Source organism: Acidobacteriota bacterium (genome assembly GCA_016196065.1).
Lineage (GTDB): Bacteria > Acidobacteriota > Terriglobia > Terriglobales > Acidobacteriaceae > Acidiflorens.
Genome location: JACPYL010000012.1, coordinates 723,179 through 746,354 on the forward strand (window position 1 = coordinate 723,179; position 23,176 = coordinate 746,354).

Sequence of the window (23,176 nt, forward strand, 5' to 3'; positions counted from 1 at the left end):
TGTCGTTCAGTTTTGTTTTTTGTGCCACTCTGCATCGACCGCCGGTGGCAGAGATTCAAGACGGCTCAGAAACGTGGCCACTTTCCAGATGTTGTTGTCCGATACGGCCGCGTCATTTTGCCACTGCTGGTCAAATGCCGACATGCCGGAATAGCGTACTCCGTTGCGAATGATCCAGAACAGCTGGTAGTCGGGAAGGCGCGGCGGAGTTTTCGCAAATTGTGGAACGTTAGGATAAAAACTAGCACCGTAGTCGCTGGTGCCGTTCGGATCGCCATGACAGCCGGCACAGCCGTCTCTGAAAATTTTCATTCCAGCCAGCAGGTTTTCGTCAGTTAAGGGGAGTGGATTCTGCGTGCGTGGAGCATGTCGCGCCACATAGTTGTTCAACGCCATCTGCGCAAATGCCTTCTCCCACGCCGGTGGAGCCGTCTCAGCCTGGGTGGGCAAGAATCCAAGCCAGGCGGTTCCAAAAATGACTGCCGGAACCGTGACGACTCCGAGCACCCAGCCTGTCAGAAGCTTGCGCATAGCCACCTCCCGGTGTGTCGTATAGACGGGGCGGAGGTGAATTGGTCTCGGCTAATGACGAATATTGCCGTTCGGGTGGGCTCGGCTGCTGGCGCTAACGCTAGCCCGCAATCTGTCGCAACGCCGGATAAATCCGTCGATAGGCGCTGTATCCTTGATTGAGAGTCGTCACATCCCGCAGGTTCGGCTCGATCTCCAGCGCCGTTCTGACGACCGCGTCACAGGCTTCATCCACTGATTTCCAGGATCGCGCGCCGACTCCGGCCAGGATTGCCGCTCCGTAGGCAGCGCCCTCTTCAGCCTCGACAATCTCGACCGCGTGGCCGTAGACATCGGCTTGAATCTGCCGCCATAGCGGGGATCGTGCGCCGCCGCCGCCCAATCGAATGCGGTTCACAGGAACTTTCATCTCCGCAAAAATCGTGAAGCTATCGCGGAGACTGAAGGCGACGCCCTCGAGAATCGCACGGACGATATGCGCTCGAGTGTGGGTCGCAGCGAGACCGAGCAACGCGCCGCGAGCATTCGGATCGCAGTGCGGCGTGCGCTCGCCCATCAGATAAGGCGCCCATAACGCGCCGTCCGAACCAACGGGGGCAGTGGCCGCCTCTTCCGATAAATGCTCGTACGGATCGCGTCCATCATCGGCTCCGGCTCCGAAGCGGTCCCGAAACCAACGCAGAGATAAGCCTGCCGCTTGCGTCACTCCCATCACGTGCCAGCGCTGCGGGATGGCATGGCAGAAAGTATGAAGACGTCCTTGCGGGTCGAGTGCCGGACCGTCCGTGGCCGCAAAGACGACACCGGACGTGCCAATCGTCGCGCTTACCGTTCCGGGACGGACGATGCCCATGCCCACCGCGCCTGCAGCTTGATCACCTGCTCCCGCGACTACGGGAGTGCCCGCCTTCAGGCCCGTGGCCGCCGCTCCCTCCGCGGAGATTTTTCCGCAGACGTCTGGCGATTCTCCGAGCGCAGGCAGCAACTCGCGATCGATCCCGGTCTTGCTCAGCACTTCTGCCGACCAGGCGCGCCGGGCAACGTCGAGCATCAGCGTGCCGGAAGCGTCGGCCATATCGATTGCGCGTTCCCCAGTCAAGCGGAAGCGAACGTAGTCCTTCGGCAACATCACATGTCGAACTCGCTGCCAGTTGTGCGGCTCGTTTTCGCGAACCCAAAGCAGCTTGGTGAGCGTGAAATTCGTGAGTGGAGGGTTACAGGTGAGCTGGATCAGTCGTTCGGTCCCGAAAAGATCCGATAACTCTTGCACCTGCTTTTCGGTGCGCTGATCGCACCAGATAAGAGCAGGCCGTACGACCTCGTCTTGTGCGTCGAGCAGAACGGCGCCGTGCATCTGCCCGGAGAAGCCGACGCAGCCGATTGCTCCTCCACCCGCGCCGAGTTTCGCAAGAGCCTGAGTGACGGCGTGCCCGCAGGCCTTCCACCAATCGCGCGGGTCCTGCTCCGCCCACCCGATCTGCGGAGATTGAAAGGGTATGTGCTCCGCGTTTCCGGATGCGATTACCTTTCCACGCTCGTCAATGATCAGCGCGCGCGTTCCGCCTGTACCGACGTCGATTCCTAGGAAGTAAATAACGCCCCCAGTTGATCCCGGAAAATTTGGAGCTAGCCGAAGAACTCAGCGAGTTCGGGCGGTGCCGCCCGGTGTTTGGCACCTTTTTCCACGTTTGACTCCAGCGATTGCCGTTGCAGAAAGAAGTCCAGATTTCCTCGCATCACGAGATGCGGCGCGAGCGTCACCTGGAAGGAAGGGCATTCCCCTTCCACCAGAAACTCATGGAGAACGCGGAATGCGATCCGTCCCTGCGTCCGGGGCCTCTGATAAATCGTCGCCGCCACGGCCCTCGATCGGATCTCGGAAACCAGGGCTGGAAAAAGATCGGTAGTGATGATGGTCAGCCGGTCCAGCATGTTCGCGTCGCGAGCCGCATTCAGGACGGGGATCGAAGCTTCCGTTGTCACGTATACTCCGGCCAGATCCGGATGCTTATCAAAGAGCTTCCGGCATTTTTCATACGCCTCGTTCTCCACATCGTGGTCTTCGATCGGTTCCTGCAGCATCATCTCCGGATAGAGCTTTTGCAGCGTGCTCTCGAACGCTTTGTATTTCTCGGCATGCTCGGTGATCGCGAGAGCGCTCATGGTGACCGCAACCTTACCTGCGCCCCGCAGCAGGCTTCCCATGAGGTCGGCCGCCAGGGATCCGCTGGCCATTGTGTCAATCGATACCACGGCAAGTCGACCGGTATGCGGAGCGTCCGTCGCCACGCAGACGACAGGGATACTGTTCCGCGATGCCCGCCGCATCCAGGAGTGCAGGCCCTGGGGCCTGCTCGGGAACGTGATGATGCCATCGACTCCAGCTTTCAACGCGGCGTCGAATGCTTCTTCTTCGCCTTCTCCCAGACTGGGGTAAGTGCGGAACTCGATTTCCACGTTTTCCATGACGAGCGTACGAGCTTCTTCATTGATGCCTTCCCGTACTTCGTCCCAAAACGAGGTTGTTCCCTGCAACGTGTTGACCGAGACGCGGAGATTACGCTGTGAAGAGAGGTAGCGTGCGGCGAGGTTGGGACGATAGCCAAGATTCTTGGCCATCTGCTGTACCCGGGCCTTGGTCATGGCATTGACGCCGGCATGATTGTGCAAGGCGCGATGAACAGTGCCCGTGGATACGCCGAGAGCCTCGGCGATATCAATCAGTTTGACTTTTCGGCTCATGGCAGTGACGGACCGATCACGCTGCGAATCGAAGACCTGAGGAATAGGCCCGCTGCGGGCGGATTGGAGGAGATCGACAAAATCACGTAAAAACCGTAAACGTTCACGAAACTACGCTGCCCGACCAGCGCTGTCAACTGGTTTGTCAGCAACCGGATGCCTACGATGCCCCTATCTAGCCTCGGATTGTGAGGGTTGCGGCAAAACCCCTGTCATGGAAGAATGCCGCATGGTTCGATCCCTGCTTCCGGTTTTTCTGCTGCTGAGCGCGCTCGCGTCGAGCGCTCAGACCATGGCGCCACCCGCTGATAAACAACTTGCCCACGATATCTACAAGGAATTCGTGGAGATCCAATCCGGATTTACGACCGGCTCGACGACACCGGTTGCCGAAGCTGCGGCGGCTCGTCTGCGAGCGGCTGGATTTTCCGACTCCGACATCTTTGTGGGCGGACCAAATCCCAAGAAGGCGAACCTGGTCGTGCGCTACCGCGGCACCGGGAAGGCGCGCCCAATCCTTCTTCTCGCTCACGAGGATGTGGTGGAAGCGAAGCGCGAAGACTGGAGCATGGATCCTTTTCAATTCATCGAGAAGGACGGTTTCTTCTACGGTCGCGGCACCGGCGACGACAAGGCTCAGGCGGCAGTCTGGATTGCGAATCTCATCCGTTACAAGCGCGAAGGATTCAAGCCGGATCGCGACATCATCGTCGCGCTGACCGCTGACGAAGAAGGAGGCGGTCCCTTCAACGGCGTGGATTGGCTGCTCAAGAACCATCGTGACCTGATTGACGCGGAGTTGTCGCTCAATGAAGGCGGGTGGGGAGAATCGTCGGGAAACAAGAAGATCGCGAACTACCTGCAGGTGAGCGAGAAGTACGTGATCAATTTTCGCTTCGAAGTGCGCAACAAGGGCGGGCACAGTTCGCTTCCGGTTGCGGACAATGCGATCTACCATCTGGCCGCCGCACTCGACCGGCTTGCGCATTTTGGATTTCCACTGAAAACGAATGAAGTGACGGCCGCGTATTTCGCGCAGATGGCGAAGCTTGAAACCGGCCCGATCACCGCCGACCTTGTCAGAATTGCAGATGGTTCGCCGGATGCGATGGAGAGAGTTGCCGCTGCCGCTCCACGGTGGAACGCGACTCTGCGGACGACTTGCGTGGCCACCGAACTGGAAGGAGGCCACGCCAAAAATGCCCTGCCGCAACTGGCGGCCGCCAATGTCAATTGCCGTGTCCTTCCCGAGGATTCGGCGGACTATGTACTCAGCACTTTGCGAAAGGTCGTAGCCGATGACCAGGTTGCAATCACAATTAACGGAGACGCCGGTAGAGGGCCAGCCTCCGCGATGCGGCCCGATGTCCTCAGTGCGGTGAAACGCGCAACCGAATCGCAGTGGCCAGGCGTGCCCGTTGTGCCCACCATGGTGATGGGAGCGACCGATGGCAGATCGCTTCGCGAAGCCGGCATTCCAACCTACGGTGTCCAGGGCTTCTTCATCGACCGGGACGATATCCGTTTTCACGGGCGAGATGAACGAATGGGCGTGCAGTCGTTTTATGAAGGCCAGACTTTCCTGTATGAACTGGTCAAGACTCTGGCCAAGACGCAGTGACGGTGCGGGTCCGGGAGCGGCACGATGCGACTCACCTGGCAGACGGCAAGGAGAGGTGTCTTCTGCGCTATGTCGCTATAATGCCTGAACTCCAGCCTCCGGGGCCGCCATGATAGTAAGACATCGAGTATTTTCATCCCTGCTACTCGTCGCGGTGCTATTTGCCACCGTGTCCGGTTGTGCACAAACTACCAACTACGATTTCGTCATCGAGCGGGCCCACATCGTCGATGGCACTGGTGCTGCGTGGTTCGCCGGGGACGTCGGTATCATTGGCGACCGCATCGCTGCCATCGGCGATCTTCACGATGCCCCAGCCAAGAAACGCATCGACGCAAGTGGTCTGGTAGTGTCACCGGGTTTTATCGACACTCTCGGCCAATCGGAATTCAATCTCCTCGTCGACAACCGCGCGGCCAGCAAGATTACGCAGGGCGTGACTACTGAAATTACGGGGGAAGGCACTTCTGACGCACCCCTCAATGATCGTGTAGTCGATGCTCTGGATCTCAAAGCCCAGGCGGAGCAGTATCACGTCGCCCTCGATTGGCACACGTTCGACGAATTTTTGCGTCGTCTGGAGCGCGCCAAGCCCGCCATTAATCTGGGCATGTTTGTGGGTGCTGGAGGTTTGCGCTCCTACGTAATTGGCAACGATAACCGTCCGGCCACGCCCGCGGAACTGGCGCAAATGCGTCAGTTGGTCGCGCAGTCTATGCAGCAGGGAGCGCTGGGCCTGAGTTCGGCTTTGCAGTACTTGCCCGATAACTACGCCTCCACGGACGAGATTGTTGAACTCGCCAAGGTCGCGCGTGGCTACGGCGGTGTTTATTTCACGCACCAGCGTTCGGAAGGAGACCGCATATTCCCGTCGCTGGACGAAGTTTTCACTATCTCGCAACGCGCCAACATCTCGACCACGATCTGGCACCTGAAAACCATGTTCCCTGAGAACTGGGGAAAAATGCCGGAGGTTCTCAAAAGAATCGAGGCAGCGCGGGCGCGAGGAGTTGACGTCGCCGCGAGCGTGGAGTCGTACACGCGGGGCGAGAACGGCCTCAACACATGTTTTCCACCCTGGGTATTGAGCGACGGTACCCCCAAGATGCTGGAACGCCTGAAGGACCCCGTCCAGCGCGCCCGCGTTAGGAAGGAAATGAATGAGCCCGCCGCTGATTGGGAGAACTACTGGCTTGGTTCCGGCGGAGGTCAGGGCATCCAGCTCATTCAGGCGATGCACCCGGAGCTGCACAAGTACGAAGCCATGAACTTTGCCGAGATTGGACAAAAGATGGGCAAGGATCCCACGGACGCTGCTATCGATTTTGCGATCGCCGATGAAGGCCTTAGCGAGGTAGTGATGGCAACTATGTCGGAGGATGACGTGCGCGCCGCCGTTTCAAACCCGCTCTCGACCTATGGTTCTGATTCCGCTGCCCAGGCGGAGGATGGGCCATTGAGCAGGGTGAAGGCACATCCTCGTGCCTTCGCCACGTTTCCCCGTGTGCTGGCACAGTATGTCCGCACTGAGCACACGATGAGCCTGGAGGAGGCCATTCGCAAAATGACCTCGTTTGCCGCAAGCCGAGTCGGAATCATGGATCGGGGAATTCTGCGGCCTGGCATGATGGCCGACATTGCTGTCTTCGACCTTGGTGCGGTCCAAGAAGTGTCCACCTACCAAGACCCTCTCCATTACGCGACAGGGATGAAATATGTTTTTGTAAATGGAGAGCCGGTTGTGCTTGATGGCAAGATCACCGGGGACCGCCCAGGACGCGCCTTGAGGGGCCCTGGATACACACAGGCTCGATAGCATTTCTCAACTGGCGAAAAAACGCGATTTCACTAACAACCCTGGCCGGTTCTTCTTCTGTTCAAGTCCGCCAATTCTCAGTGCCGCACGACGCTTGGAGATGGACGAAAAACGCATAGCCGGGGATGTTCCGATCCCATCGGACACCATTGGGACACCAAATCGCGCTTTTTCTGTAGGGCCATCTACGGCGAAGGGTGTGCGACAGGTAGATAAGTGGTTGGGATCGACAGACTGGCGGAGAGGGAGGGATTCGAATCCGCATGACAACAACGATTCAACAACATACAGGGACACGGATGGCGCCGAAGTACATGAAAAGCAGCGGTAGACCGACAAACGGATTGCGAACGGATCGCAGATTTCCGAACAGCACTCCAGCACGACTCCTTTCTGGACAATGTTATTACTCTGCTGTGTAATTGCTGCGAATGATTGTTGTTCGTCAGTTGATGTGCGTTAGCCTCGCGGTCGCAATATTTGCACTGTGCGCTTGCGGCGGGGGCTCTGGCGGGTCAGGTGGAGGCGGTGGGGGAGGTGGCGGCGGTAGTAGCCCGACAATCAACCGTCTGGCACCTTCTAGCCTGATGGTGAATGTGCCGCTTGGCACTTTGCTTGTTACCGGGGCGAATTTCAAAGGTGATGCTCTGGTCGCGATTGACGGGCAGCCAGTACCAACCTTCCTATTCGACGCGCATACGCTGGAAGCCGAAATTAGTTCGGACTTTGACACTACCGCCGCTAACCATCAAATCACGGTACAGCAGAGCACTGGTACTTCCAACGCCATTCGTCTTGCGGTTTATGCGCCCCAGCAGGGTCCGTTTGTTATGAATGCGATCCCTGGTTTTCTGGTAGGCCCGGAGAGCAGTCCGCTCTGGATCGCGGTCGCTGACATTGAAGGTGACGGCTTCGCTGATGTGCTCATGCCCAACGATGTCCCGAACGGTTCTGGTGGGATTGCGATCTTGAAGGGCCGCTCGGATGGCTCCCTCGCTCCTGCTGCCGTCCTCTCGATACAGACTCCATACGCGCTTTTGATCGGCGATATTGACGGAGACGGCATCGCTGACCTGGTTTCGGTCACCCAAGTTGGGAACAACAGCCTGGTAACAGTTCTGCGCGGCGATGGACACGGCAATTTCCAACCACTCGCCTCGTCGGAGGTGCCTTATCTCGGTGTCCTCATCACCGAGTATCTGTCGGACCTGGACGGGGATGGACTCCTGGACCTCGTCGTCACGGGTGCGGACGGCTCAGGAGCAACTAGCGACCTGCAATGGCTGCGAAATACGGGTGGAGGGAACTTCTCTTCCGGAGTATCGCTGGCCACGATCAATACGTTCAGCTACTTCACTCTTGGCGACCTCAATCGCGACGGGAAGCCCGACATTGTTTATTCGACACAGACTTCGCCGACAGGTCCGATTGTTGTTCACACCTTGATGAATCTGGGATCGGGCCACTTCTCCGACAGCGTGACGCCTGGGCTCAACGGGGTCGGCGGCCTGGCTACTGTCGGCGACTTCAATCTGGATGGAATTCCAGACTTGGTGGTGCAGGCAGTTCAAAACACCGTTCTCCAGCTCTATTCTTTCGCAGGCAAGGGAGACGGGTCGTTTCAGCAGCTTGGCAGCGTAACGATCTCCCCGCCTGGATATAAGGTCTATCAGCTTGTGGTCGGAGACTTCGACCATGATGGTTTCCCCGACTTGGCTGGCACAGACGGCGAGACCGAGCCGTCGCATATTCTCTACTTGTTCGGCGACGGACGCGGAAACTTCACGCCCCAGCAAGTCGTCGGGCCACAAGGAGGTCCTTCTGTCACAGCAGACATCAACGGCGATGGCCTGCCTGACTTGATTGTCCCGGATCGTTTCAACTTCGTGTCGGTGGCGCTCGGGCGAACTGACCGCAAGTTTCCCTCGGCACTTGCCTTGGCTCCGCCACTGGCTTCACCTCCGTATGCAGGCGACATCAATGGCGACGGCCTGCCCGAAATCTTCTTTGGCGGATTTCCCGACACTATCTTCGGGAATGTCTTTCAGAACCAAGGCCACAATGCATTCCAGTTGGCAGCCAGCACAGACCCGCGTGGTTTCATGGTGGCGGACCTGACGGGAAGAGGCGTGGTTGATCTGATCGGATTTTCAGACAGCGGAATGATTATCTGGCCAAACAATGGGAGTTTCAATTTTTCGTCGTCCCCGATTACCCTGCCACCGATCAGCGGCCCAATCATGATTGCTGACATGGACGGTGATGGGCACCCTGACATTGTTGGCTCTGGTCAAATCTTCTTCGGCAACGGAGCGTACCAGTTCACGCCGGTTGCCACGCAAAACATTTCTTCTGGACCCTATCTCATTGGCGATTTCAACGGCGACGGCAGGCTGGATATTGCTATCGGCGGAGCGACCTTGCTCAATGCAGGCAATCGGACATTCAATCTTGTGACCAGCGAAGCGCTACCACTGGTCAACGGAGCAGTCGCTGCTGTCGCAGACTTCAACGGAGACGGCAAAGACGATGTCGCGATCTCTGACGGCGGACAAAGCGTGGGTATCTTTTACAGCCAAGGTGACGGCACTTTTTACGTGGCCACCGAACTCGACACAGGAGGATTTGTAGGCGGAGTGGCGGTGGGAGACTTCAATGGCGATGGCCGCATCGATATTGCGGCGGGTCTGATGTTCGCCCAACAGGCAGTGATTCTGTTCAACAATGCCAACGGCCAGTTCAGCCGGTCTTTCTTTGCTTCTGGGGCAGATACCGCGTCAATGACCTCTGCCGACCTTAATCACGGCGGGAAGAGCGACTTGATTTTCTCGAACTTTGAATTGGACTTTCGGCCGCCCAATGCGAATGTGGTGTTTCACAAGTAGCTATCCCCGCCTCTATAGTCCCGAAATCGCGAACAACAGAGTGCACCGTCTCTCACTTTAAGGTTTACGGCAGAGCCCAAGTTGAACCATCCTCGAACTCAACCTGCGTTACAACCAAACTCGCTCTCCTCTTCTGCACGCACTCCAGTTTTTCGTCCACTATGCTGTCAAGAGTACCCGATGTAATTGTGCTCCCAGAATCAATTTGAATCGCCACTGCAGGAAACAGGTGTCGGATGCTAAACGCGCCCTTCGCACGGAGCGCACACGCGAGTCGGTATCCAGCAATTCGTCTTTCGGAAGTATTTCTCAAGTCGAAACCATTTCCATAGGTCGTCAGCTTCAAGGGGCACGTTCTTGTATTAATTGACCACGATTTGGGTTGAGGTACAGGTAGTACACCCGACTCTTTTGTTTGTCCGTACAAATGGCTCATGGGCAACATAAGAGAGCCGATCTGGCTGATCATCACCAACAGCATTGTCCGTTTCATCGCACAGTCCTATTTTGGGCTTGGGTTGTCTTGAATCAATTTTTCCTGTACTTCTTTTTCAGCGTCTTCCTCTGTCATCGAGTTGGGTTCTTTGCCGGAGTTCTCGACGCTGGCGGCATCATTCTCCATTCTGTCCTGAACCGCTTTGTCCCCGTGTTGATATTGCTTGGCGTCTTCCGGCGAGTCTTCTATTTGAACTCCGTGGTGGATCTCATGGCGGGTAACGGCCGATTGGTCATCCTTATAGTCTCCACCCAATCGCGTTAGGTCAAAGCTGATTGTGTTCTTCTTCAGATCAGCCTTCCCGTCCTTGTTGGTTTCGATCTTAGGATCATTCGTGCCGAGCACAGTGTGCCAAATTGGTGTTCCGGGGACCTGGCTATCCTTCGATCGAAGGTCCTTATTGCCTATTTCGTGAACGGTCTTGCTGTCAGACAGTTTGTTGAAGTCCTTTCGGAACGACTCCTTCATATATTCTTTAGCGATCATCTTTACGAGCTGATCGTACTGCTGTCCCTGTAGGGGTGTACGAACCTCACGCCCGTCCGGGTCGACAAATGCGAGGGGATTGTTCCTGGTGTACGAGTACATGTTCCACTGCTGAGGATCACGGACTCTTTGTTTCGTGATGCTCTTCGGATCGGCAGAATTGAACCGAGCCATACCTGACCCGTAGTACCGCGCACCGAGGTAGTCTAGGCCAGATTCGGAATCCCGTTCTTTACCCGTGAACTTGTAGTTCTGGGCACAGGTATTTGTGTAGGCGTGTTCCCCGCCAAAAGGTTCGAAATCAGCGTCGTAGCAGAACACCGTCTGCCCTCCCTGAACGATCGCTCGTGAGGTGCCCAGTTGGTCCGCCAGATAGTAAAACACATTGTTCGACGAATCACGCCGGGCGATGCGATTTCCGCCAAAGAACACGTATTCATTGAAACTGCCATTTGTGACGCTTCCCGTCAGATCGGTTTCGTCCAAAACTTCGCTGCCTGCATACCAGTAAATCTTGCTGCCAGACTTTTCCACTCGATTGCCGTCGCCATCATAGATGTACTGGGTACTCGAATTCGAGGTCGAGGTCATCTGGTTTTCGGTGTTGAATACATAGGTAGCCCCGCCCGTGCCCGGTATGGTCATCAGGTTCCCGGCAGCGTCGTAGGTGTCGGTGGAAATCTGGTTCTTCGTGGTCACGCTGACGCTGAGACTCCCCTGCGTGCATCCAGTGTAGGCCGACGACGACCCGGCAATCGAGAGTAGGTTGCTCCAGTTGCCAGTGGAATCGTAGCCGAATGCCTGCCCCCAGCAAAGGGTGGGATCGCTGGCGTGACTCCCCGTGGTTTGAGCGGTCGAGACGCGATTCAACTGATCGTAGGCGAACGTCTGGCCGCGGCCTGAAACGCGATTGTTCGCGATGCTGACAGGATTCCCGTTGTCCGTTCCAAGGTTGAAGTTGTATTTCAGGTCCAGCATGTTGGCGGTGGTCGCCGTATCTGTGCATAGACGACTGGTAGCCAGGGCTGTTCCAGTGGTTGAATACATCCAGCAGGGCTGGAGCCGCTTGTTGTAGATATGAGTAGACACCAGCGATGTCCCGTTCTGGAGGAGCGCCGTTGCCCCTTGCGGCGCGTAGCAGGCCCCATTCCCTAGGATGCCGTTGGCACAGGTGCCCGTTGCGTAGTAGACGCTCGTAGTGTTGTCCTTGGCGTTGCTCAGGCGTCCGGCAGTATCGGGCGTGTACGTGATGATGCGCCCGCTGGGATAGGTCAGAGTGGCTACTGAGCTATCGAGATTGTAGGTGTAATTCGTAGTCTTGGTTTTCGTGGCGGTCGTACGTGACTGGACAACGGTTCGTCCCACTTGATCGTATGCCCAAGACTCCGAACCCGCCGGGTCCGTCATCCCGGTGCGATGCCCAATGTTGTAGCACGAGGCCTGCCCCAGACAGCCGCTCCCGTCATAGGTGTAGGTCGCGACGGGAGTGGACATAGTGCCTGCGGTACATGCCTGCACTCCATATCCCTTGGCCGTCAGCCGATTCAGCGAGTCATAGCAATAGCTAATCGCTGTGGTGGTAGCCGGATTGGTCTGGTTCTGCAACGGGGTTGTCTTGGTGGTCACATCCCCGTCGGCGTCGTAGGTATACGCCAGATGGCCGGATTCTGGATTGTCGGCAGTGAGGATGCGCGATAGTGAATCATACGAAAAGCTGCGTGCGCGGGAACCGGCTTGAAGGACGCCTATGAGGTTGCCCAGCGTGTCGTAACCGTATGTCGTGACCCAGATTGGTTCACTGGTTCCAGGACAGCCGTTAGCGTTAACGGTTGCCGTCGTCGAATTGGGCTCGTCCACTTCAATCAAACGGCCTAATCCGTCAACGATGCTACGTCGCCAGTGGCCTGCTTCATCGGTAACCAGGGTCGAATTTCCACAATACGCCGTCTTAAGAAGCGAGCCATCTGCCTGGGTGACCTGCGTCCCGCGGTGCAGGGCATCATAGGCGTTGGTGGTAATTCCGTATGTCGTGTCGGATGTCGTGCGATACGGATTCGTGGTAGTGGACTTGTTTCCCGCTGCATCGTAGGTATCGTCGGCATAGACGACGCCCTCGGGATCGGAATTTAGCTGGGTATGCGCCAGCCTTCCCATGCCGTCCACGATGGCAGTAGCGGTCTCGTTGACCGTGCTCGTGATCGCCTTTGTAATCACGACTTGATACGGTGCGCTGCCTTGACTACACGTGGAACCGCCAAGGTCGGTGTAGCAGAACGACGTTTGCCCGCCGCCCGCCGGGCGGCTGACGTTCGTCAGACGAGAAACTACGTCGTAGCTGTTCGTGGTGATTTGACCGTTCGGGTCGGTGGTCGAGATTAACAACCCCGTGTTGTAGTCGTAGTTGGGATAGCTGCTCTGGTTTAACGCGTTTTTGATCTGAGTCGCATACGCGCCTTGGAACGTGCTCGAATATTGGTAGGTCGTTGGATTGAGCAAAGGGTCTTTGGCGACAGACGGCATTCCAGTGTCGTAGTACGTCGTGGTACTGGTCAGGGTTTGCACCGACGGCAGATTCCGCCAGCGATTCACGGAGGTCCGATTTCCACGATAGAGACCTGTCCAAGGTGCGGTATCGAGATTCTGAGCGGCACTCATTCCCGAGGCAATCGTGGCCGTTTCGTCGTACCCGTATTGGGTGAACGCCTTTTGACTCGTCCCGTCCGTGATCTGGCTTGAGTAAACCAGATTCAGCATGTTGTTGCTGAGATAGTTGGAAAAGTGCGGATTGGGGCTTTGCCAGACGTAGCTGGTGTTCGTTTGGCGTAGCAGAGGCCCCGGCACGCCAGAGCTAGTGCCGTAGTCGTATTCTTTTTGCGTTATGACTTTGCCGTAGAGCCCGGTGTAGCCTGCCCCGCTCCCTGTGGGGTTTGGAAAGGTGAACCCAGAATCGTAGCTCATGGTTACTTGGCTGGTCTTGCCATTTGCCCAGGTAGTAGTCGTTTGGGTTGGCAATATGTTCATGTAGATTGCAGGTCCTCCCGGGCCACCAAATGGACCAAGGGTACTGGCGTATGTTGTTGAAACAGTCTTGAGCAGGTTCGCGGCTAGGACAGCGCCTTGGTAGTACTGGACTTTTGTCGTGTAGAGGGAACAATTGGACAAAAGGGTATTCGTATAAACAGTGTTATTCCCAAGGGGGTCGGTGACAGTGGGATTGGAACTAGCGGAATACGTCCAAGTATGGTTTCCGGTTCCATCGTTGGCGTTTACTGTCCGCGAAGCTACTGCACGGGGGTCGATTAGCGAAGTTGAACAACCGGCTCCGTCGCGCCACGCATAAGAGATCGTGCCTCCAGTAGGAAATGTAATCTGAGTAAGATCAGCATTTCCGTCGTTGCTATATTGAAATATCCAGGCAGTGCCGTTCGGCAGTACTACACTCTGGAGGTAGTTCGCATTCCGAGTCTGCTGTGTTCCTTGGGTTATGTTGTAGGAGAAAATCTCAGTGACCTGCGCCCAACAGAACCAAAACGTCTGCGATCCACCATTTGGCCCGGGTATCACCCATTGAGCAGATAAATTGACCGGGAGCGGGCCGCTTGGACAATTGCCTGGCCCACTGGATCCTAATGACGAGGATGGCGGACTGGCTATGGACCTACCGACCGTATCCGTCACACTGAGCTGATTTCCGTTGGCGTCTTCCGATACTCTGTTCCCGTCCGCATCTGTGACGACCGGGCTTCCGCTCGTGGGAATGTAGGCTTGTATCGCGGTTCCATCCACGGTTTCATAGTTCGTTGAGGTTAGTGCTGCCAGTTGATGGCTGGCCCCATCGGGGGTGGCCACGGAGTAGCTCGTGAACTTAAGATTTCCGAAATTGTCGTTAACTGGTGCGGACTTAATTGCAAACGCTCGCTCGGGGAGTGGCATTAGCCCCCCTGCACCATTGAAGAAAGGAAATGATGTGTCCGGGACCATGAACATGGTACAGCCGTTCATGTTGCAAATGTTTTTTTGCTTAAATGGCCTTCTGTTATAGATGAGCTTAAATCCTAGCTTTAGGTTCCCGCGCTGCGGGTAAGAACCCAGCGGAACGTCTACAATCAGATTCCCGTTTGTCATGCTCACGGAATCAATCTCACCGCCACGATAGCTTCCATAGGCTTTGATTCCCAGTTGAATGTCGTCGGGGTCTTGTGCTACTGATTTGACATTTAAAATAAGGACACTAACAAAAATTATCCCGAGATAGAAGGCGGTTCGCCAAGTCATCGCGATCCTCCCTGCGGATCGAAAGTATTCGGGGAGACACCTGAATTGAAAGTGACCGCACCGATGCTAATAACCTCACTTGACGAGTCGTTAAAGTAGGAAATCGTCTGTGGGATCATCACACTGTTGACTACAACGAATTGCGACATGTCATAGGTTGCAGTTTCGTAACTGGCTGCGTTCTCATTGGCTGGCTCACGAACCTGGACTCGCACCGGCAGAAACGAGACCGGATCGAAATACCATTCCTGCGGCGTCACGAGCGTTCCCATCGGGTCCGAATCGTCGCTGATATGAACCTGAACAACCTTTGCGCCATTCAGGGAGACAACGCCAATGTATTTAAGCGTATATACAGGATTGTTCAGTTCTTGTAGCAGCACATACGGCGGCAGGTAAAAAGGGAGATTCGCCCTCGCCATGTAGGGATTTAGAGAGGAGGTCTTTCTCTTAAAAATCCAGGCGGGTGAGCCATGCCCACTAAGGAAAACATTGGTCCCTCCATCCGCCGTGGCTACCTCTATTCGAAATTCGCTCGCTGCGGTCGTCCAGGTAAATGATCTATTCGTGCCATCGCTGTTTAGTATTGACCCGGTCACAACGCAGTCCTGAATAGCCGCCAAAGCATCAGCGCCGCCAGAAGCAGCGACGGCACTCTGCAAAGTCTTGATAGCCGCATTGTCACGCTGAGGAGTTGCGGCAAGCGCTGGTATGGCCAGTCCGATGATGACAACGATCACGGCGATGGCAGATACCGCCATATAATTGGTTTTCCTCGAATCTGTAATAGCTAAATTCGTCATGTCTGGTTCCTTTCCATCAGCGTGCTCGCTTGAGGCATGGTGACCTGATGGGTCTTATCAGAGGACTTGCCAGCGAGGGTGCCCAGAACAATCGGGCGGTCAAGATGACCTTCAGAAAGCGCGAGGGAGCAAATTCCAGCCGGTGGCTTTGTCATCTTGTTCCATTCCGCCACTAGCTGTGACGGCATTCGGAAGTTCTCTACCCTCAGCAAGTCACGCCTCCCGCGCCCCCTCAGGGCGGGATTTGTTTGTTGGGTAGACTCGCCAAACTACGCGCTACATCAGGGAAGTGTCAAGTACGAAACCAGACACGGTCAGTTCTTTACACACCATTCACCAACAGCCGATAGTGTTCAGACACCGCCATCGGTCTAGCAGTCTTTGGTTAAAGGACAGTCGATTTCCCGCGTGAAGGATACGCGGATACTAACGTTACGTACGTACGTAACGTTGGCGGTCGATTTCGGCGGCGATGTTTTCCATCTGAGGCAGAAAAATACAATCAAAAAAATAAGCGACACCGAAAACAGCTATAAGGGAATAAGCAATATAGCGAGGCCATTTCCTTTCCACACTTCTGGCCATTTTAATAAAAGCGGGTAATTCACGTTCAGCTGCTTTCATTCGGCAGGACATCGCAAAATGCTCGGCGTGCTCTTCCAAGTCCTTCGGACCGATAGTTGGCTGTCCAAGTTCACCAAACTCGTGTTCGATCATCTCCCGAAATTCATGTAAGAGAGTGTGCAGGTCAGAAAATGGAGCCATCGCAGTTTCGCTTATGACAATTTCCCTCTTATCTTGAAATGTGCAATTAACGCCGCGAACATCTTTTGGAAGGGATACAAAGGATAGATTCACGCCTTTGGAGCGGCACAATTCCTTCATGGCGTCTTTTGTGAGAAAGGAACTTAAGCCCAGCCAGTTTACAAACTGTCGTGCCAAGACTTCTTCTGCGGGTGGCCAGTTCTCGCCATGTTCGGAAATTACGGTCAGACAAAAACCCAAGAGTGGTTTTTTCTCACTTCCATCTGTGAGTAATTGCACGATTTCAGGCCCCTTTCAGCAGGCTTCGTCGCGTTAACTTCTCGTACATTTCCACAATAAAGCGCTTCGTTTCCAGACTGACGTGCGTTCCCTTTAGCCGAGTACCCTGTTTAAAGGTGGGGTCAGTCCTGACGTGTTCGTATGCTTCCTCGATCTGCCTTCTCTTGGCGGTTTCCGCCGAATCCTCTTCCAGGTACCCGGCTGCAATCAAAAGCTCACGATGCTCCACATCGTAGGACTTCGCCAGCCGTTTCAAAATGTCAGGGTGCGGCGGTCTGCGCAGTCCCCGCTCGATCTGAGAAATATAGGCATTCGAGACTTTGGCCTGGGTTTCGACCTGTTTTAAGGTCAAACCCCTCGATTTCCGCAATCGGCGCATGTAGCTTCCGAAGGTTTCCATAGCTCATCCATCATAGCACGATATTAACAATTGCAAGAGTATTCGTTGTGGTGTTGACAGGCCGGTGAGCGTATTGCACAATCAATACTGTTGTTAGATTGTGTTAACAACTGGAGTGCTCACTTGCCTCTCACCTTGACTCCACAACCGGCGCTGTTTCCTTGTCCCCTCTGCGCCAAGGGCCTCGACGTGCGCCAGACCAAGAAAAAGAAGCCGTACGTTATCTGTGATCCTTGCGGCGTCCAATTGTTTATTCGCAGCAAGGCTGGAATGCAGACCTTCAACCACCTGGTCGCAGATGCAGAACAGCGCAACATCTGGAAGAGGCTGAACGATTTGCAGGCTCGGTATCTTCGAAAGTGCCCGGACTGCAAGAAGGACTTTTGGATTGTCCCCGACCAGCTTAAAACCAGCTGGGTGGACGGCAAGTTTGAGGGATATCGCTGCCCGGAACGCGGATGCAAGGGCGTTGCTGGTTGGGAAAAAGAGAAAAAATGAAGATCACAATGCTTGGAGTGCTGGGCTTCATCGCGATTGCTACGCTGCTGGTCTATGCCGGATATGAGTTGGGCAGAATGCCAGAGAAGCCGCAGTCACCACTGAATCCCACGTTGCCGCCGAACTCATGACCACAACGCCGTCACAAGTCGATGCAGGTTTGACTACCGAATGGTTCACGGCTGCCGAGGCCGCTCTATATCTCAAAGTCAAGGTTCGCACACTCTTGCTCTGGGTCCGGCAAGGCAGAGTGAAAGCGTTTGCACTGTCCGGCATAAAACGCCACGTGTGGCGCTTCCGTCAGCGAGACTTGGACGCTGCCCTTCTGGGATCTCCCGTGCTACTCTGCCAGACGCCATCCGTGCGCCCTGCGGAAAGGACGGAGCAATGAAAAGGGCAGCACGGCACAAAACGGGAAGTGTAGTTTTCGACAAAAGACGCAAAACGTGGAATTACTTATGGTGGGAGGACGGCCAAAGGCGGTCCAAGCAGATTGGCACCCTGAAAGAGTTTCCAACCAAGGGTGCTGCTTGGCACTCCGCTCAGTCCATCCAGGCTGAGGCTTTCGAGCCACTGGCTAGCTCAAGCAAAGTGGAAGGAACCACGGTGAGAGCACTGGCAGAGCGTTACGAGCAGGATCGATTGCCTTCGCGCCATTCCACGGCGCGGATGTATCGTTCCTGGTTGCGTAATCACATCTTGCCTAAATGGGGTGACGAGTCGATTCGCGCTATACAACCACGAGCAGTCGAACTGTGGTTGCGAGAGTTGGATTTGTCGCCCAAAAGCAAGTCTCATGTGCGGGGCATGTTGCACCTGCTCATGGAGTTTGCCATGTGGAGCGGAGCACTGGAAATTTCGCGAAATCCCATTGATCTTGTCGTAGTCAAAGGGGCGACCAAGCGTACACGCCAACCGCGTAATCTCACTGTGGATGAGTTCCGAAAGTTTGTGAAGCATCTTGAGGAACCCTTCCGCACAGTTGCGCTGCTTTCGGTGTGTTTCGGTTTGCGAATTAGCGAATGTCTGGCTCTGAGGTGGAGTGACGTGGACTGGTTGAACGGCAAGTTGCGAATTGAACGGGCAATTGTCCGGCAACATGTCGATGACGTGAAAACAGTCTACTCGCAGAAACAGATGAGCATTGATCCCGAACTATTGGCAAGGCTGAAAGCGTGGAAACAACTTTCACAGTTCTGCGCCGAGGGAGATTGGCTCTTTGCATCTCCGGTTCAGCTTGGACGCTTGCCCTGGTCCTACCCTTGGATTTTAAGGGTCTTTCACAAGGCAGGCGACAAAGCCGGGATCGGTAAACTGCCAACTCACACCCTGCGCCACAGCTATCGTTCGTGGCTCGATGCCGTGGGAACATCAATCGCCGTGCAGCAGAAGCTGATGCGACATAGCGACATTCGCACGACCATGAATCTTTACGGAGATGTGGTCACGGATGAGATGTCTCAGGCTCACTCCAAGGTAGTTGGCTTGGCACTCGCACCACAAAGTTCCAACTAACGGATTGCAGGTGCGGATTGCAGTTCGCGTAAATCCTTGAAACTATGGCGGAGAGGGAGGGATTCGAACCCTCGGTACAGGTGTTAGCCCGTACAACGGTTTAGCAAACCGCCGCATTCGGCCACTCTGCCACCTCTCCGACCTTTTTAAAACGTGGGACTTACGCGGAACTGCTCGACTCCTCGCGGCCTGCATTCGCGGGCCTATTCACGGCCCGCTCCAGCGTTTGCATTGCGGCTTCGACTTTCGGGTCACGCACCTTCACGTATCTATCCCTCGTAATCGAAACCCGGCTGTGCCGGAGGATTCGCTGTACCACTTTATCACTCACTTCCAACTCAAACAAATTCGAGGCGAGTCCGCGCCGGAACGAATGCCACCCGCGCCACGTCAAACCGACCGTCTTCATTGCGGCCTTGATAGGCCCGCGTCCGGCATTCTCTAGAGACTCGGAGAACAGACGCCCAGAGACGGGAGCGGAGCGGCGATACTCATTCAGTATATCGCGGAGCGCGGGAATGACCGGAACGAAGCTGCCGGATGCCTTGGACTTCGGCGGAGAACGATAACCGCGCCACTCCGTCTCTTCGACCGTAAGCGCGTCGTCCGCGTAACAGTCCCACGTCAGCCCTTGAATCTCCGCGAGCCTGAGCCCAGCGTACCCGGCGATAGCGACCGCTGCCCGGTGTTCCAGGGTGAGGAGAGGAAGGATTTGCTCAATCTCCTCCAGTGTGTAGACGCCGGTTTCCCGCGAAGCCAGAGCGCGGGCGGGAAGGAATACCCCGGTCACTGGGTTCGCCTCCGTATAGAAGCCGTAATTGCGAGCGTGGTTGAAGATCACGCTGAGGAAGGCTTTGAGGTGCGAGTACGTGGTGCGCCGGAGTGTTCGTTTGCGATCTGCTGCAATCTCGTTGAGCAACTGCTGAATGTGATACGGACGGATCACCCACAGCCGGATTCCAGCGCGTTCTTTTAGGTATCGCTCGAACAGCCCCTTATACCCGGCATAGGTGGATGGGCGAAGGCGCGGCTCCACTTCGGGAAGGTAGTGATGCTCAATGTAGTTCGCGAGCGTCATGCCCAAACGGTCTGCATCGACGGCGAGCCGCAGGCGGGCGCGTTCTTCCTCAGCCCTTGGGCGAATCAGCCGCAGGGTAGGGAAGTCCTCTAGACGACCCAGCCAAATCTTCTTGCGCTTTTTCCCTTCGTAGTAGCGGAGGTACCACGCGCCGTGATCCTTTGTGAGAGTTCCGTTCTGACCCATGTGTACTCCTTAGTAAACAGCCGGGAGATCATAGCGCGGATCGTTGAGAGGTCAAAATCGTCTATACCGAGCGATATTTTCTTTGCGCACTCCTATCTTCCGCGCTCTACGCTGCCAATGCGGGCCGTGACCGGGTGAGCCGAGAGCGTGCGCAATCTCGTGGCGTATCACGTCACGGATTAACGACCAAGGTGCCCGCTCAATAAGCTCCTCATCGAGAAGAATGGCCTGCACATCGTATTCACACTGGCCCAAAATTTTTGTACCCGGTTCGCTCGGTATCGGCTGAATCGCAACAACCCAACCGGCCACGTCTAGGCCGTACTTCGCCAAGAGACGCCACGCGTAGTTCCACGCACGATCTTCCATGTTGCCTCCTCGTCCTTGAAGGAATAGAAGCGCCCCAGCGCGAAGTCGAGGCGCTTGGTGGGGTTAGTTGGCGAACTGTTGCTTGCGAATCCGGTCCGCGTCCGCTACCCGTTCTGGAAAAGGCGGGAAAGCGTATACAACATCCACGGCGGCTTCGAACAGCTCAACGATTCGTTCATCAGTGATGTTGAACGAACGAGCGCGGCTAGCGGCTCTATAGAGGAGACGATCTAACTCCTCATCCACAGCGCATTCGTTACAAGAAAAGTTAGGCATGTCAGACGGACGTTCTTCACAAAAGGGACAGATTGGCAATTGAATCCTCCTTTAGAGCGCCGTCGCGACGATGGATTCGGAGCGCGAGCGGGCGCAATACGGCCTAGTTTTTTGGGGTTTTTGGCGTAGCAGGTAGTCCGCTATGACCAGTTGAATCGGGACGAGCAGCGCCAGACTCTGGAGAACTGCGTTCTGGCTTGAGCGGTATAGGCTCCCGTAGGAAGCTCAGTGACCAGTTACAGATTGTCACACGAACTTACTCACGTCAATGACAAAGATTGTCAAGGTCGAAGCAAAGGACGGTGGTGACTTAGAGCCGCCTAAAAACCCAGTTGTCTACAAAGCGCCAGAAGATTGGTCATTCCTCGTTCCGCCAGATAGTTGAGCAAAGCTTCTCTGGGAGGTTGATTGCTGCGATAGGGAGTGCTGCTCGGACCTGTATAGCGACCGCCTCCCGGTCCCGTGTAGAGCCCACCGCCCGGTCCCGTATACAGTCCTCCACCTGGTCCTGTGTACATACCGCCTCCAGGCCCAGTGTAGAGTCCTCCACCGGGCCCAGTGTAAAGACCTCCGCCCGGACCCGTGTACATACCGCCTCCGGGTCCGCTATACATTCCACCGCCCGGACCTGAGTACGCTCCACCACCGGGACCGGTGTACATTCCACCGCCCGGACCTGTATACAAGCCTCCGCCCGGTCCAGTGTAAAAATCGCGCGGCCAAGTACCTTCTTCATCCTCATTCCTATTACGCATATACAAACACTCCTCAGCTTGTTATGATAACACAGCGGCGAACAAATGCCGAAAGACTGTGGCGGTCACTTAACAACACTTACTGATGACCTTCACAATTCCTGACGTGGGTACGCGCCAATATGTTCTGGTCAATTGAGTGACTGACGAATTCAAAGAGATTGCCCATAGCGGCGGTCGCCTCACTATCCGTATAGGAACGGACGACAAGAATCGACGAGGCTACCAGTTAAGTTGGCATCACGAACGGCCTGTGGCAGCAGGCATCTTTGCCGTGTACGCTCTTCCCCAAGGAGTCGCGGTTGGACAAATGGATCTCGGAGGAATTGGATCTGTCCCTAATCCGCCTCCCGTTCGAGGGTGTTTTCAAGTCTTCATTGGCTCGGACAGCGAGGGGAGATACGGTCACGAATGCCCCCTCTGCCAAGGCTACTGGAGAGATCGAGCGGGAACTCACTTCTGTCCGTATTGCGGTGTCCGTCAAGAAGTACACAACTTTTTGACAAAAGCGCAGAGGTCATACGTTGAGCAATACTGCGCAAAGATGCGGGAAGTTCTGGAAGCTGACGTGGACGGAGACTATGTAATTGACATGGACGCGGTTGCGGATGCCGCTGGGAAGGACGGAGAGAAGCCGCCTTTCTACTACACCGAGGAGAGCCAACAAAACAAATTCGACTGCAATGCTTGCGGCGCTTTCAACGACATTCTCGGCAAATTTGGATACTGTTCGCGTTGCGGTACGAGGAACGATCTACAAGAACTAGGCGACAAGATCATTCCCGCGCTACGTGAGCGGATCAATTCCGGCACCGGAGCCTTTGAGACGTGCGTCAAAGAAGTCGTCGCAGCGTTCGACTCGTTTGTTGGTCAATATGCAGCGCAACTCGTGAATCTTGTTCCACTGACGCCGGGTCGCAGGAACAGACTGACAGAACGACGGTTCCACAATTTAGAAAACGTCGCAGCGGACATTAAAGAGATATTTGATATTGACATACTCGACGGGATCGACGCTGCCGATCTAGCGTTTGCCAAGCTGATGTTTCAGAGGAGGCACGTATATGAGCACCGAGGCGGCGAAGCTGACGAAAAGTACATAGCCGATAGCGGCGACACCTCAGTTCGTCCTAAGCAAGCACTCCGCGAGACGCAAGAGTCAGCCCATCGAATTGCTGGGCTAGTATTGAAGATGGCGCGGAATCTCCATGCTGGCTTCCATAACATTCTCCCTCCAGACGACGGTCCAATTAAGCAGTATCAGCGATGGAAGAACCCGACCGGGCTCGCCTAAAACGGTTCCCTGAACCGCCGCTGAATGCAGGTTTACTTTGTTAGCGAGCAGAACGCGGGCCTAAAGCGCGGACCGATTGACTCGGTGACTGGTGATCGGCGACGCC

General features: G+C 55.5%; 16 protein-coding genes and 1 tRNA gene. 7 read left to right on the top strand and 10 right to left on the bottom strand.

Annotation, left to right across the window (positions count from 1 at the left end):
• Nucleotides 1–6: 6 nt before the first annotated feature.
• From HY010_15370 to HY010_15380, 3 genes are all read right to left on the bottom strand, one after another.
• Entirely contained in the window at nt 7–531 is a 525-nt protein-coding gene (locus HY010_15370) for a cytochrome c (GenBank protein MBI3477112.1), read from the bottom strand.
• Between the two features lie 100 nt (nt 532–631).
• On the bottom strand, nt 632–2,125 hold the full coding sequence (gene xylB / locus HY010_15375) for a xylulokinase (GenBank protein ID MBI3477113.1): 1,494 nt from the start codon (nt 2,123–2,125) through the stop codon (nt 632–634).
• 32 nt (nt 2,126–2,157) lie between these two features.
• Complete coding sequence (locus HY010_15380) at nt 2,158–3,273, bottom strand: LacI family DNA-binding transcriptional regulator (GenBank protein MBI3477114.1); 1,116 nt, start codon at nt 3,271–3,273, stop codon at nt 2,158–2,160.
• Nucleotides 3,274–3,502: 229 nt separating this feature from the next.
• Between HY010_15380 and HY010_15385 the strand changes: the two genes are divergently transcribed.
• From HY010_15385 to HY010_15395, 3 genes are all read left to right on the top strand, one after another.
• On the top strand, nt 3,503–4,894 hold the full coding sequence (locus tag HY010_15385) for a M20/M25/M40 family metallo-hydrolase (GenBank protein ID MBI3477115.1): 1,392 nt from the start codon (nt 3,503–3,505) through the stop codon (nt 4,892–4,894).
• Nucleotides 4,895–5,003: 109 nt separating this feature from the next.
• Complete coding sequence (locus HY010_15390; protein ID MBI3477116.1) at nt 5,004–6,710, top strand: D-aminoacylase; 1,707 nt, start codon at nt 5,004–5,006, stop codon at nt 6,708–6,710.
• A 596-nt stretch (nt 6,711–7,306) separates the two neighbouring features.
• A complete protein-coding gene (locus tag HY010_15395) occupies nt 7,307–9,595 on the top strand; it encodes a VCBS repeat-containing protein (protein ID MBI3477117.1) in 2,289 nt (762 codons plus the stop codon).
• A 502-nt stretch (nt 9,596–10,097) separates the two neighbouring features.
• Here HY010_15395 and HY010_15400 read toward each other — a convergent pair.
• From HY010_15400 to HY010_15415, 4 genes are all read right to left on the bottom strand, one after another.
• Nucleotides 10,098–13,598, bottom strand: a complete 3,501-nt coding sequence (locus tag HY010_15400; protein ID MBI3477118.1) for an RHS repeat-associated core domain-containing protein — start codon at nt 13,596–13,598, stop codon at nt 10,098–10,100.
• Between the two features lie 1,250 nt (nt 13,599–14,848).
• Nucleotides 14,849–15,655 carry a hypothetical protein gene (locus tag HY010_15405; GenBank protein ID MBI3477119.1) on the bottom strand — a complete coding sequence of 269 codons (807 nt, stop codon included), beginning with the start codon at nt 15,653–15,655 and terminating at the stop codon, nt 14,849–14,851.
• Between the two features lie 432 nt (nt 15,656–16,087).
• The gene (locus HY010_15410) at nt 16,088–16,699 is read right to left on the bottom strand and encodes a hypothetical protein (protein MBI3477120.1); all 612 of its coding nucleotides are present in this window, start codon (nt 16,697–16,699) and stop codon (nt 16,088–16,090) included.
• A gap of 4 nt (nt 16,700–16,703) precedes the next feature.
• Nucleotides 16,704–17,099: a helix-turn-helix transcriptional regulator gene (locus tag HY010_15415; GenBank protein MBI3477121.1), complete on the bottom strand. Its 396-nt coding sequence runs from the start codon at nt 17,097–17,099 to the stop codon at nt 16,704–16,706.
• Between the two features lie 123 nt (nt 17,100–17,222).
• Here HY010_15415 and HY010_15420 point away from each other — a divergent pair, with 123 nt between their 5' ends.
• The 3 genes from HY010_15420 to HY010_15430 all read left to right on the top strand — a co-directional run bounded on the left by HY010_15420 (nt 17,223) and on the right by HY010_15430 (nt 19,112).
• A complete protein-coding gene (locus HY010_15420) occupies nt 17,223–17,597 on the top strand; it encodes a hypothetical protein (protein ID MBI3477122.1) in 375 nt (124 codons plus the stop codon).
• A gap of 160 nt (nt 17,598–17,757) precedes the next feature.
• Nucleotides 17,758–17,988, top strand: a complete 231-nt coding sequence (locus tag HY010_15425; protein MBI3477123.1) for a helix-turn-helix domain-containing protein — start codon at nt 17,758–17,760, stop codon at nt 17,986–17,988.
• A gap of 383 nt (nt 17,989–18,371) precedes the next feature.
• Entirely contained in the window at nt 18,372–19,112 is a 741-nt protein-coding gene (locus HY010_15430) for a site-specific integrase (GenBank protein MBI3477124.1), read from the top strand.
• A gap of 45 nt (nt 19,113–19,157) precedes the next feature.
• Here HY010_15430 and HY010_15435 read toward each other — a convergent pair.
• The 3 genes from HY010_15435 to HY010_15445 all read right to left on the bottom strand — a co-directional run bounded on the left by HY010_15435 (nt 19,158) and on the right by HY010_15445 (nt 21,776).
• A tRNA-Ser gene (locus HY010_15435) sits at nt 19,158–19,251 on the bottom strand.
• A gap of 21 nt (nt 19,252–19,272) precedes the next feature.
• Entirely contained in the window at nt 19,273–20,376 is a 1,104-nt protein-coding gene (locus tag HY010_15440; GenBank protein ID MBI3477125.1) for a tyrosine-type recombinase/integrase, read from the bottom strand.
• A gap of 965 nt (nt 20,377–21,341) precedes the next feature.
• Entirely contained in the window at nt 21,342–21,776 is a 435-nt protein-coding gene (locus tag HY010_15445) for a hypothetical protein (GenBank protein ID MBI3477126.1), read from the bottom strand.
• A 544-nt stretch (nt 21,777–22,320) separates the two neighbouring features.
• Here HY010_15445 and HY010_15450 point away from each other — a divergent pair.
• Nucleotides 22,321–23,070: a hypothetical protein gene (locus HY010_15450; protein ID MBI3477127.1), complete on the top strand. Its 750-nt coding sequence runs from the start codon at nt 22,321–22,323 to the stop codon at nt 23,068–23,070.
• Nucleotides 23,071–23,176: the final 106 nt, after the last annotated feature.